Source organism: Spirosoma jeollabukense, from assembly GCF_054777855.1.
In genome coordinates, this window is record NZ_BAAHAD010000002.1 from 109,698 (window position 1) to 122,900 (window position 13,203).

Annotated in this window: 12 protein-coding genes; 2 read left to right on the forward strand and 10 right to left on the reverse strand. The window is 47.2% G+C overall.

Features of this window, described 5'->3' with window-relative positions; genetic code table 11:
* Positions 1-2 precede the first annotated feature (2 nt).
* The 10 genes from ACYVEA_RS08855 to ACYVEA_RS08900 all read right to left on the reverse strand — a co-directional run bounded on the left by ACYVEA_RS08855 (position 3) and on the right by ACYVEA_RS08900 (position 11,295).
* A complete protein-coding gene (locus ACYVEA_RS08855) occupies positions 3-1,382 on the reverse strand; it encodes an oligosaccharide flippase family protein (RefSeq protein WP_461113069.1) in 1,380 nt (459 codons plus the stop codon).
* 28 nt (positions 1,383-1,410) lie between these two features.
* Entirely contained in the window at positions 1,411-1,755 is a 345-nt protein-coding gene (locus ACYVEA_RS08860; protein ID WP_461113070.1) for a cupin domain-containing protein, read from the reverse strand.
* Positions 1,755-2,738 carry an NAD-dependent epimerase/dehydratase family protein gene (locus ACYVEA_RS08865; RefSeq protein ID WP_461113071.1) on the reverse strand — a complete coding sequence of 328 codons (984 nt, stop codon included), beginning with the start codon at positions 2,736-2,738 and terminating at the stop codon, positions 1,755-1,757. The genes ACYVEA_RS08860 and ACYVEA_RS08865 overlap by 1 nt, the downstream gene beginning before the upstream one ends.
* Positions 2,739-2,748: 10 nt before the next feature.
* Positions 2,749-3,501, reverse strand: coding sequence for a WecB/TagA/CpsF family glycosyltransferase (locus tag ACYVEA_RS08870; RefSeq protein ID WP_461113072.1), 753 nt, complete (start codon positions 3,499-3,501; stop codon positions 2,749-2,751).
* A 66-nt stretch (positions 3,502-3,567) separates the two neighbouring features.
* Positions 3,568-4,245 carry a sugar transferase gene (locus ACYVEA_RS08875; protein WP_461113073.1) on the reverse strand — a complete coding sequence of 226 codons (678 nt, stop codon included), beginning with the start codon at positions 4,243-4,245 and terminating at the stop codon, positions 3,568-3,570.
* Positions 4,246-4,321: 76 nt separating this feature from the next.
* Positions 4,322-6,619 (reverse strand): GumC family protein, encoded by a 2,298-nt coding sequence (locus ACYVEA_RS08880; protein WP_461113074.1) that lies wholly within the window; start codon positions 6,617-6,619, stop codon positions 4,322-4,324.
* A gap of 40 nt (positions 6,620-6,659) precedes the next feature.
* Complete coding sequence (locus tag ACYVEA_RS08885) at positions 6,660-7,397, reverse strand: polysaccharide biosynthesis/export family protein (protein WP_461113075.1); 738 nt, start codon at positions 7,395-7,397, stop codon at positions 6,660-6,662.
* A gap of 637 nt (positions 7,398-8,034) precedes the next feature.
* A complete protein-coding gene (locus tag ACYVEA_RS08890) occupies positions 8,035-9,492 on the reverse strand; it encodes a right-handed parallel beta-helix repeat-containing protein (RefSeq protein ID WP_461113076.1) in 1,458 nt (485 codons plus the stop codon).
* Between the two features lie 86 nt (positions 9,493-9,578).
* A complete protein-coding gene (locus tag ACYVEA_RS08895) occupies positions 9,579-10,475 on the reverse strand; it encodes a glycosyltransferase family protein (protein ID WP_461113077.1) in 897 nt (298 codons plus the stop codon).
* 481 nt (positions 10,476-10,956) lie between these two features.
* Positions 10,957-11,295, reverse strand: coding sequence for a LytR/AlgR family response regulator transcription factor (locus tag ACYVEA_RS08900; RefSeq protein WP_461113078.1), 339 nt, complete (start codon positions 11,293-11,295; stop codon positions 10,957-10,959).
* A gap of 258 nt (positions 11,296-11,553) precedes the next feature.
* Here ACYVEA_RS08900 and ACYVEA_RS08905 point away from each other — a divergent pair, with 258 nt between their 5' ends.
* Both ACYVEA_RS08905 and ACYVEA_RS08910 read left to right on the forward strand, forming a co-directional pair.
* Positions 11,554-12,774 (forward strand): hypothetical protein, encoded by a 1,221-nt coding sequence (locus tag ACYVEA_RS08905; RefSeq protein ID WP_461113079.1) that lies wholly within the window; start codon positions 11,554-11,556, stop codon positions 12,772-12,774.
* A gap of 15 nt (positions 12,775-12,789) precedes the next feature.
* Entirely contained in the window at positions 12,790-12,999 is a 210-nt protein-coding gene (locus tag ACYVEA_RS08910) for a hypothetical protein (RefSeq protein ID WP_461113080.1), read from the forward strand.
* Positions 13,000-13,203: the final 204 nt, after the last annotated feature.

Sequence of the window (13,203 nt, forward strand, 5' to 3'; positions counted from 1 at the left end):
TCTTATTTCTGTTTAAATAAGATTGTTAACCGGTTCTTGCTGAAGCTAATGGCTTCGCGCATGTACGCCAGTTGAACAACCTGAACCCCTTTACTACGTAGGTAGACATACATCGACAGCGCGATATAGGCTTCGGCGGCTACCCACGCATAAGCGGCTCCAATAAATCCCATTTTCTGAATCAGCAGGGAGTTCAGCACCAGCCCCACGACGGAGCCAATAGCTGTAATTCGAAAAAATGCTTTGTCCATCCGCAGATTCAGCATGGTGTGCAAACCCAGCAGATTGCTGACACCGATCAAAATGGGCAACAGGGACACAATGCGTAAAACCAGGATCGCATCATGGAATTTATCGCCGTAAAAAAGAGTGATAAATACAGGAGCGATGACCCACAAGACCAGTGACACGACGGTCATGAAAGCGACCAGCGGAAAAAAAGTTGTTCGAACCACGCGCAATCCGTCTTCCCGACCACTACCAAAGGCACTCGCGACAATCGGAAAGAAAGCCTGATTCAGGCCTAGCGAAACAAACGAGCGAGCGATGCCTTCCAGCCGCGAACCGGCCGAAAAAATCCCTACGTCATAGGCATTGCCCAACAAGCCCAACAGAAAAACGGTCGAACCTGCGTAGAGCGTAATCATGACCGACGAGAAGAACAGCGTACTGTCCTCCCGAAATCGGGTAATCAACTGGGCGATCGATGGCCACGTAAATGTCAGATCAAATCGACGTAGCGCTACGTACAAGGCAACGACGCTAACTACCACCTGCGCCACACTGATCGATAGATTCTGGTAGATGTAATCGTCGGGCTGCCGGATCAGCAGAAAAACGGACAGCGTAAACAGAATTTTCACCCCAAGATTGAACATCGCAACCCGTCCCAGATCTTCCATCGCCTGGTAGATCCAGATCGGGAACAGCACCACACCGATGCAGGTGATGTAGGTGCAGGTGTGCAGCACAATATGTGATCGAAAATCAGGTGTAAACCAGGTAATACCCGCGAAAACAAGGGTTGACAGTACCCAGAGCAGGGTTTTTCCCGCAATCACTTCGCTGAACGTCCGATTAACCAGCGCTTTGTCGTTCCGGTTGGCGGCTATGGTTCGAACGGCAGACATTTCGAATCCGTAGTTGATCAGGAGCGTGAAATAAGCGACGTAAGCCTGCGAAAAGTTAAGCAGCCCCAGACGCTCCGGCCCGATAATGCGCACCACGTAGGGCACCGTGAGCAGAGGCAGCAACATATTCGCCACGTTGACGCTAAAGAGAGATACTACGTTAATTGCAAAGCGCTTTAACGTAGCTCTCGACAGCGTTTTAGCTGTTTCTGGTTCTGTTTCTACAGCACTGGTTACCTGGTCACTTACCATATTTTTCGTTATACCCGTTCGATCTTACCTACTTGGTAGCCACCCCAAAATAAACATACTCCAGGGGCACATCACTGGTCGCTTCGAGCCGATGCAGAATACCCGCCGGAATCCTGATAAAAACTCCCTGCTGCAACGCAATTTTCTGATTGCCAACTATATACAAGCCCGTTCCCTTCAAAAAAAAGAAGCACTCTTCCATCGTTGGATGCATATGCAGTTCGCAGTAGTCCGTTTGGGAAAAGGAGCCGTAAGCCACTTGAGTTAAGTCGGTAGACGTATCACCATATCGGAGAAATACCTGCTTGGTGCCTTGAGCGTGAGCCGTAAGTTCACACTCAAGGTCAGCAAGTGATGCGGTAATTCGTTCCATCAGGCTTCGACTAGTGCGGGCACTTTCTTTTGAATCTGCTCCGAAATCCAGTCGTAGGTTTTCTCAACACCTTTGCGAAGGGGTGTTGAAGGCGCCCAGCCTAATTTCTGCTGAATCAGGTGGTTGTCGGAGTTGCGGCCCCGCACACCCAATGGTCCCGGAATGTTATTGATAGTCAGATCTTTACCCGAGATGTCGATGACCATTTTCGCGAAGTCATTCAGCGAAATCATCTCTTCCGAACCCAGGTTGACAGGGCCCGAAAAATCAGAGTTCATCAACCGCCGGATACCTTCCACGCACTCATCCACAATCAGAAACGAGCGGGTTTGCTGGCCATCGCCCCAGATCTCGATCGAGCCGCCATCTTCAGCCATGGCTACTTTGCGGCAGACCGCAGCCGGTGCTTTTTCGCGTCCGCCATCCCAGGTACCCTGCGGACCGAAGATGTTGTGGAACCGGGCGATACGTACTTCCATGCCGTGGTTCTTCTGGTAGGCTAAAAACAGGCGCTCCGAAAACAGCTTTTCCCACCCATATTCACTATCGGGTGCCGCCGGATAGGCCGACTCTTCCGAACATTTTGGGTTATTGGGGTCCATCTGATTGTACTCCGGATACATGCAGGCTGACGACGAATAGAATATTTTCCGGACACCTTTATTTTTGGCCGCTTCCAGTACGTTCAGATTGCAGAGAATCGAATTGTGCATGATGGCCGCATCGTTTGTACCGGTAAAGACGAAACCGGCCCCGCCCATGTCGGCGGCCAATTGATAGATTTCGTCAAGGTCGGCCGTCACAACTTCGTCGGCAATGACGGGATCTCTCAGATCGCCAATGATGAACTCGTCGGCATTGTTGTTATCGTATTCATTCTCTTTGATGTCGACTCCACGAACCCAGTATCCTTCCGATTTGAGTCGGTTAATAAGATGGCCACCAATGAAGCCACCACCACCACAGACGAGCGCTTTTTTCATAAATACTTGATTATTTAAGAGATGAGAAGATTTCTTTCAGGTTGAGAAAAATGAATAGGGGAACGACTTCCAGATAGCGTCTGTAGAGTCGTTTTGGCTCGGCCATCAGCCGAAAGAGCCATTCCAGGGAGAGTTTTTGCATCCAGCTGGGTGCCTGCCTGACGCGATCGGTGTGGAAATCGAAAGCCGCGCCAACGGTTACGATGAAGTTCACATCCACATACTGCGCCAGGCGTCGGGCAAACCGCTCCTGCTTGGGCGTGCTCAGGCCAATCCAGACAATGTTCGTGCCGGCGTCCATGATCCGGTTTGCCAGCGACTGGAATTCGTCATCGGCCATCTCCCGAAAGGGGGGGCAGAACGTACCGACAACCTGGTAGTTACCGAACTTCCGGCCAACGGCCGCTTTGAGTTCATCAGCGACGCCGTCCTGCCCGCCACAAAAAAAGTGTTTAATGGACGACTGAGCCGATTCCCGCAGCACCTCCCTGAAAAAGTCGGGACCGTAACAGCGCGTCATACGTTTGGCGCCTTTCAGTTTTCCAATCCACACGCCGGGCATCCCATCGGGGAGGTTCCAGTAAAATGAATCCAGCACCGATTTAAACTCGGGTTCCTTGAAGGCGGTAACTAACCCATGCGCACCGGTTGCACTGATGCATTTATTTTCGCGGGGCCATATAGGGTCGCATCGCAAGAGAATCCCTTGCACAGCCGAATCCAGCCCGGCATCGAAGAGGTTAACTTCTAGTACTTTGGTCATTGGTACTGTCTATTTTATAACGTTTGTGGATATTGGAAAATCAAGTCCTGCAGGACGTTTTTGAGCTTAATAGGCATTTTTATTCCCTCGAACGGCTGCCGTAATCGTCCACCAGCAAATCGTTGCATCCAGTCGTGTCGATTGACGGCGGATATATAGGTGGTCATAACGAACCCGAGTCTTCATTTTATGAATCTCGGCGGTTTCGCCCCGAGCACCCCGTGCCTGAGCCAGACCCGTAATGCCGGGTCGAACAACGTAGCGCTCCTTGTAGCCCGGCATTGTGTTCCAGTGTTCCGCATCCAGTGGTAAGGGGTGGGGTCGTGGTCCCACCACGCTCATATGGCCCGCCAGTACGTTCAGAAACTGCGGCATCTCATCCAAGTTAGTCTTGCGCAGGAATTTCCCGATTCGGGTTACGCGCCGATCATTTGGAGTAGCCTGCCGAAACGGCACATTCGTTTCATAGGTCATGGTCCGGAATTTCAGGCACGGAAAGATCCGCCCTTTGCGTCCGGTCCGCATCTGAATGTACAGGGCAGGGCCTGGAGAACTTAATTTGATCAATAGGGTAAGTAGAGGTATAAGCCAAATGAGAATAAAGGCTGTCACTAAACTGGCAATTGTAAGATCAAATGCACGCTTTTTCAGGCCAGCAATCAGTAATCTCATTGTATAGGGTCTTACCTGAACGTCCTGGTTCAGATATAGTTGAACCGTTTTTTCGTTGGTAGATGCCTCCATAACAGTCAATGTTTATAGACAATAAGGATGACTTACCCCATGTAGGGTGAGGTAAAAACAGGAGTTCTTGGCTACGTTATCTGTATGAGTAGCTATTTTTATATCGGTGGTTTGAATGGTACGACTCACTGTCGTTCACCGCATTAAGAATAATACGCATGTTCTTAAAGCGCTGCTCACGGTGAAGCACATCCAGTGTTTTGAGGCTGTGCTTAGGCGTTACACCATGACGAACAACAAACAGTGTCGTATCAGCGTAGGGCGCTACGACCTGGGCATCTGTGACGATACCAATTGGGGGGGCATCGAGAATAACATATGAAAACCGCTCGCGTAACAAGTTGAGCATCTGCTTCAACATGGGGCTACTCAACAACTCCGAAGGGTCTGGAGGAAGAGGTCCACTCGGAATAATAAAGTAATTTGGATGCCCCGGTATGGGCTGAAGAACATCATCCAGGGTTGCTTCGCCGTTCAGATACGTACTAAGACCAACGGTGTTGTTGATGTTGAACAAGGGATGCAGTTTGGGCATGCGCATGTCCATTTCCAGGATAACCGTTGGTTGCCGAAGCAGCGCCAAACTCGCACCCAGATTCAGCGAAATGAACGATTTCCCTTCCCCACTGATACTGGACGTAAACAGCAGCACCTGACTTTCGGTGTCCTCTCCTTTGCCAAGGTGAAGATTGGTTCGAATGCTTCGAATCTGTTCGGCCAGTACCGACTGATTATGAGGAGCTACGACCAGTACATCCCGTTGCCGCTTGTTCATTATCTCACCCAGGATAGGGACCTGTGTGTTGTCTTCGACATCGTTTCGTAGCAAAACCCGTGTGTTGAGGGCACTTCGCCCGGCGATTGCGGCTGTCGGTATCAGTAATCCTACCAAGCCAAACAGTGCATAAATGACGATTGCCACTGGTTTGACCGGACCTGCGCTGCTCTTGGCTACTTCAATAGTACGGCTATCGGCAATGGCTGCGGCAAACGTAACCGCCATTTCTTCCCGTTTCTGAAGCAGATACGTATACAGCTCATTCTTGATAGCCTGCTGGCGTTTGATATCCGTTAATTCCCGCTCCTGTTTTGGAATGGTACGAATAACATCGTCGAGTTTCTGGCCCTTAGCCTGGTATTGCTGTTGCGAACTCGTCAGCATAGCCTTCATGGTACGAATATTCTGACTGATATTGTTTTTCGTAGCCCTGATCTGACTATCAACGGTTTGCAGAAGTGGATTCTCTGCCGATGTAGTCTGCATCAACTGGTCACGCTGGAGTTCCAATTGCGATAGTTTCTCGATCTGGCCCAGCAGCACAGGATCATTCAAGCCTACGGTGGCAGGGGTACTTCCCCGTTTATCGGACTGTGTATCAATAAATTGCTGCAAATCGTTAAGAACGGCCAGTTGAATAGTTACCTGATTGAGTTCCGAATCATTCTGCTGCGTAGTTTGCAGAAACGACTGAGCCTGTGCACTAAGGTCCGTAATGCCCAGCGTCGATTTGTATTTTTCTACGTTCTTTTCCACACCGGCCAATTCACCGGCCACCATACGTAGTCGATTTTCAACGAAACGGAGCGTATTGGTCGCTACCCGGTTTTTATCCGTGATCGCGGCCTGGTTGTATTCATTGATTAAACCATTCAGAATAGCTTCTCCTTTCTGCGGGACAGCATCTTCGATGGTTAGATGAATGACTGTCGACGTTTTGCTGGTTGGTTCAGCTTTCAGGCTGCTCAGGTACATATCCACCGCAGAGGCCTGCGGCATTACCTGTACTAATAAGGGCTCCTTAAAGCGACTCACCTGCTGCCGTGTAAGAATACGCAACTTGCCGTAGGGCGTTTGTATGGATTGATTAAGCGGATAAGGCTGGTTGTTGATCCGTACGATGTCGCCACCGGGAAAATCAAGCGCCAGCGGCTTTTTATAAAGTTCTGGTTTGCCCGATTCGACAAGTACCCAAACAGGCGATTCCGTGTAAATTTCGCGTTTCCCGAATGAGGTTTTCCGGAAGTAGCGTGCGTCTAAATGAAGTTTTTTGACCACACCATCCATCAGCGTAGACGAACGAAGCACCTCCAGCTCATTTTCGACTACCTTCTTGGGGGAATAGCCTTCCAGTTCTTTTAAAGGAGTTGTTTGGCCATTTCCTCTTTTTTCATCCTGGAGCAGTAAGCTGGCCTGAATCCGGTAAGTGGGTTGCTTATACAATAGATAAACATAAGCGCCCCCCAAAGCAAGACACAGCGATAGTATAAACCATGGCCATTGGCGAAGATACGGTAGCAGGTACGTTCGCAGGGATATACTGTTTGAGTCAACCATCTGATAGGGTGTATAAGAAGGTGTGGTTTTAAAAGCCATATACTTAAATTATAACGTTGAGTAGTTTCTATCTTCCGAATTACTGTCGAGTTGCGATGATGGCAATCAGCGATAAAATCCCGATTGCAATAGGAGCGAGCAAATACGTCTTGTCTACACTGGTTCCCCGAATTTTGTCGGGCTCCACATAGATGACGTCATTTGGATGGAGCGAATAATAAGGAGACCGGAACGCATCACGACGAGTTAGATCCACCCGGGCAAAAACGCGCTGGTTACCTTCTTCCCGGATAATGAGTATGTTGTTACGTCGACCATAAATCGTCAGATCTCCAGCAAGTCCCAGCGCTTCAGGAAGGGTTATCTGCTCGTTGGGAATCGTAAACAGCGAGGGGCGGGTCACTTCACCCAGCACCGAAATTCTGAAGTTGAGATTACGGACATTGACCGTTGGTTCTTTAAGATAAGTCGTCAGCTTGCTACGTATTAAATCACCGGCTTTGGCGTTGGTCAGATTTACTACGGTCAACTGACCAACGAGTGGCAGTTTAATCGTCCCATCTGCATCGACTAAGTAGCCGGATGTTCGCGCCAATGGATTCGTAGAAGAAACTGTTCCATTACCATCGGCGACCGCTGTTGGATTAAAGTAGGCTGATGCTTCGGAGTTAAGGCTACTCACCTGTACCGAAAGAATATCTCCCTTTTTGATCGTCGGCGTAAATTGCTCCGGCATGGCAACCGTATCTTCGCGACTCGTCGAACTTTGGAAGTAAACCAGTTTTTTGGCTGATGTACAGCTTTGCAGTAAAGTCATCCATAGAATTATAGCAGTTAGGATAGCTAGAAAACGGATTGGTGTTTCTTGTACTTTTTTTACCACGCTACTTTTTTTATTAGGTTGACTTGTTCGTTTTCTGCTGCATTTCTAGCCGAAAAAGAACAGTAAATAATAGCTTATCATGCTGATAGATATCATTCAGTGTCTGCCAGTATCTACTATAAATTTAAAAGAGTAGTTTGCTGGGAACAAACAGTAATGGATGATATTACCATGCGGTATAGGCACTTTTTAGTTACTTTTCCTGGGCTGATTTTGCTGATAAAATTTATTTTTGTTGCCTTATTTTTAGTTTTATAAATAGTCTTATAAAACTAATTTGATGACAAATGTGAAAATTAGTAGTAATGCCACTTAAGAAATTAACTCAGTTTTCGGACCGGTAGACCCAAACTACGGCCTTCAACAGATGGCAATAAGACAGGTCAAACTGATACATGAAAAATACTTCATTGGTTAGGTAGATTGTGTATTCTATATTAATTAGGATTTTAAGGTGAATGCATGATCATTGCACAATTCTTAGGGAAGGCCAAAAAACCAACAGGGTGCTGATAGCGCCATTTTCTATCAACACCCTGTTTAACTAAACGAACCCATTTATGACGATTTATCAGGGAATTGGGGCTCCAGACTCGTCATAATTCATCGAAGCGGCCAAGCTTCCTCCCAGCACAGCTTCGTATGGCTTACCCCCATTTCCTTTAATCAGCTTGTTGTTCGTAAGTGTGTTGTTGATGGATTTGCTGCCGTACGCTACGAACGTAGCCTGGTTTTCCGCATTCCCTTTATTGGACAGGGTGTTGCGACTGAATGTATTATTAGGCGTATTGTCGCATATTACCGCTTTGTTCGATAAGCTTTCAATCGTATTTTCGGTGTACATGCCACCCGCCGATGAATGAGTCAATTCCAGCATTCCTGACATGTGAAAATCGTTCTTGCTGAACGTAGCAGCCCCGGCATTGTATAGTTGCACACCGCCCGTACAAAGTCCTACTGTTGAATTGCCCGTAATAATCATTCCACCAACAATAGTCCCATTGCCGTTGCCATCGTTGGAGCCTTCGAGAAATTTATCAAACACGCCTTCAAACTTATTATTCGTAATCGCTACGTTTTGAGCGGCACCCGCTATTTCAATGCCAAACAGGCTACAATTTTTTATCAAATTATTATCGACCGTTAGGCCGGTCAACGGGCCTGAGAGGGAGAGTCCAAAATGGCAATCGTGAAAGTTATTACCACTGACGGTTATATTTTTTCCCGCGTAGATATTGTAATTGTCATGATTAAAGATCTCACAGGCCATGCGTTTAGCCTGCACGTTGTTGTTACGTACTACAATGTTGGTTGCTGTTTTTCCCGCCTGGATCTTGAGTGTCATCCAGTTCGTACTGTCTTTTGCCGCAGCGTCGGAACTGGTACAGTTCTGAACCGTCAGGTCTGAAACTGTAGGGCCGTCTATGTAAATTACGCCGTAAGTGCCCGTCTGCCTGGATGTTACGTTCCAGGATAGACCATCGAACAAGACATGTTGTAATGGGAGGCTAGGGTCTTCGGCATTAACGAAACTTACGTATGTTTGAGGTAACGTAATGAGTACTTTTCCAGTATTGGCCTGGATGGTCAGATTACTTCTGATCCGGACGGACGTTAGCTGGGTATAGTTTCCGTCAGGAATCATCAACTCATTTGTAGCTTTCACGGCAATCTGCAACTCGGGGCCGATGTCGGCATCCGCTGGTTCTACCCCGAACCAGAACACGTTGGCAGGTCCCGTGAAATTCCGCTTATAGCGGTGTCCTTTAACCGTAACCAGTGTAACGCCCATGTTGTCCATGCTGGTCAGATCGGCTTCATCGAGTATAAACTCGCCTTCCCTTCCCGCATCCGTAATCAGAACTTTGTCGGGGATGATAGACGCAGTAAGCGTCCGCAATTGAGTGATGGACATTGTGTCGACCCGGTGCACGACGCTGTCAGGGGCCGGGTCTGTGGGCTTACAATGAGCAAATACAACAAGCGCCAGTAACAGAGCACCTAACCGGAGCAAAACGAAAGGATTCATAACGATACGTATAATTAAATGAGCACACTGACCCTGTCAAAAACTGGTAGGTATCTGACGCAGATGAGGCAGATTTTAAGAGAGCGTTAGCGCATACCGGCTAACGTCTTAAAGCGGTTATAAATCCGGGTAGGAATACTGTAACGTTGTAAGGTCTTGCGGTGATAATAATCCGTAGACTGAACTGAGGAAGGAAAATCAAAGACTCGCTGAGCGCCACTATCCAGTTGCGTTTTATAGCGATTAAAAATATTGGTATGGGTCGCTTCTTCGCCGAATCCTATATTTTCAACTTTAGAGACGGTCGGGTAAACCGTGAGGCCATCTGCTTTGAAGCGGTTATAACAGAAGCGAATATCCCAGGCATCAGCCCTGCCTTCCATCTGATCACGTAGCATACCAACCAGATCGGAACCACCCTGCATAAAGGCTTTCTGCTGGCGTCGGTCTCTTTCGAATTCAGGGTAATCGGTCATGTCCCAGTCAATGGACGCCCAGCGGTCGGCCCAGGTGGCCCAGCCCCAGGGACTATGACGTGGGATAAAATAGGCGTCTGATTGATAGTTGGATGGGCGTTCAAACGGAAACGTATAACCAGCTACCGAATAGACACGCTTACTGTCAGCATATTTCACCAGCCCCTGATTCATGAAATCCAGGAAATTCGGAGACGTGATCAGATCGTCCTCGACAACAATCGCTGAAGGATGTTTCGCCAGAACAAGCGATATGCCCCGAATGACCGAATCGGCACAACCAATATTTGTTTTGGCATAATCCCGATGGATGGTGCGAAAACCGGAGACGTCATCCAGCAATTGATGGACTTCGGCTACTTTCGGCGCATCTGCCGGCTTCTTGGGGGCATCTACAAAAATGTATAGGTCGCTTTCCGAAGCCAGGTGATTCGCCTGAAGTGCCTTCAGAGTTGCTTTTAATTCAACGGGACGTTTGTAAGCAAATAATATTATGGGTGCATTCATAACGTAAACAACTACAAGCTGTAGAACCAATAGTCAATAATTATGTGATTAGATAGCCTCCTGTAATGTGCTGTCAGAAGGACATATATGTATAAAAGCGAGCAGAAAGAACCTATTATTTATGATGGACTCGTTGCAGCAATATGTCTACTTTTGGATAAGGGTAACTTATGGCTTGTTTGCCCATATTTAGTATAAATGTAGAAGGCTAGTTTTCGATGACAAAAAGCTACTGCCTCGCCGGTCATACAGCCGCTTAACAAGAAAGCTTCTGTTGTAAAATAGAAAACAATGCTGGTCAATAATTTATTTATAAAATAAAATATTAAGTAACATATTTAGATAATCAATAAGATGATAAATAGGATATTACTAAGGAATTCCCGGTTAGAAATTAACTGCTCTTTCTGATTTCCAACGATTTATATTTGTACTGATTAGACCCTTATGAAAAAGAGCCTAATCAGTTGTTGGGACTAGACTAACTCATGTCAGGTGGTGTAAGTCTGTTAGCCAACATTACACTGGCATGCTTAAGTCGATTGCGCGATACGGGTATTACTCTATCACCTAGTAACCGAACCCATCCAGATCGACCGTTTATGTACTCGAATTCCTGTACATACATTGGATTGATAATGGCTGAGCGGTGAATACGAAGGAAATTAAGGTGGTTTTCAAACCATTGAAGAGGTTGGGTAACGATTGAAAATGTACCGTTCCTGTAATGTACACGGGTATAATTAGCTTCGCCTTCCAGCCAAACAATGGTGCTTATGTCAACCGGCTGCGGGTGTCCAATTAATTGAATAGTATTCATATAGAGTTTGTTGGTAATTATTGATCATACGTACGTAGCTCGTTTAGTTTCGGTTTGGGACTTCCCTAATTTAGTAAATGCAGCAAAAATCATATTTACACAGGCGTGTTTTTAGTCATTTCAAATCAGTTTAAGTGGCGAATTCGTACGTAATTTGGAATCTCTTTTCTATTTTTCCTATAGACCAACTGGTAAGTAATAGCGTAAGGTAGCTTTTCCTGCGCATTGTGCGTCCTACATAAACTTCAAAAAATAGTAATGCCGATCCGTCAGCCTAAGCAAAGGACCATTTATGCCAGTGAATTTCTGGATAAGGTATACAGCTTTACTATTGAGTCGACGCTGGAGCCTCAGGAACGTACTGGTTTATTGATACTTAGTGTCTCGCCGGGTTATCTCTTAACTACATCATTTAATAAAGAGCCAAAACGGGAACAGATCGTCGAGCACCGTCAGCAAGCTGATGGAAGCTGGCTCGCCACCGGTCAGGTTACTGTGATTGCCACAGGAGAATCGCCCGCTAGTGGCACAATCGTTATTCGAAATCCGCTTGCTGAAGCCATTGTGCTATCCATCGAAGCAACCTCAGAAGTGGTGGGCCTGGCCAATCGCTCGACACTACTTGTTAGTGAGTCGGCGCTGACATTTTCTCAAACGGCTCCTGATAAACCAAGCTTTCGTATCCTGACAATTGCGCAACAGGCCAATGGAGTGTCTTCTCCCGTAACATTGACGACAGACGCCCCAGAGCATTTTCAGCTGGCCTGTGATAGTCGACCTACCTTTTCGCCTACACTTACACTCAACCTTTCATCCCAGGCTACTTATGTGCACGTGCGTTATGCTGCCAGCACAAGCGGATTTAATCGGGGGCAATTAACAATTTCGAGTAAAGACGAAGAAAGAACGATAGCGCTGGAAGGGTATAGTGCAGGCTTTCTACCAGGCATTCGTGCGTTATCACCGGCCACGCTACGTCCTCTTGTTCGGCCATCTATACCCCAGCGGTTGCCGCTCGTTGTGGCGCTGGTTATGGCGGTGGGATTAGCTTATGCTGGCTACAGTAATCGTTGTCAGCTTTTTCCAGCCCTGTGTAATGACAAAGCGATAAGCCCGATTCAGACTCCGGAAAAGCTACCCATTTCTACCCTGGCTAATGTGACTGACGCTTCGGAAAAAGCTGTCCTTGTACCTACAGAACTAGTTGAACCATCAAAAGCCGAAGAGGTTGTACTGCCGGCGCACAAACCCACTAATCGGCCGTTTTTAAGTGCATTGGCAAAACCAGCCAGGATCCTCAGAAAGAACAAAACAGATGCTGAAAAAGAGGGCGCTTACAGGAATAAAACAACGGCCCGTGAAAAACCAACGAACCCGAATGCTGTTAATCAACTAGATAATCGGGCCAGTCGGCGAGTATCCCCTGTTTCTGCCTCCGAGGAAAGTGAATTAGAACGTGTGCTTAATCAAAAACAATAACCAGCCATTTACCTTATGAAGCACATCTTCTTTCAAGCCGTGGCTTTCTTTAGTTGTTTCTCAACGGTACTTGCTCAGAATGCTGGTAGTCGCTCACCGGCCATTCGTTTCATCAAACTGGCGAATATGTTACGTGAAGGAGATACATCACGTGAGTCAATCGGTCTTGTAGAACGGGCTTCGTACAACAACTTTAAAGAGTCTGCAACTTCTTTACCCTATTAATGAAAAGCAACTCATTGCGAGAGCGTTATGGCTCGAAGCCATTTATAGGGCTTACAACGGCGGGTTACCAGAGAGGTTTGTTTTTATTTGAAAAGCAGACAGTCGCTGGGCCGCCAATAAATTCCTGGAAACGATCAATTGCGAATACGAATCGGCTAGTGCCAAAGGAGCTACGTACACGTGGTGACGATACCTGCCGCCTGG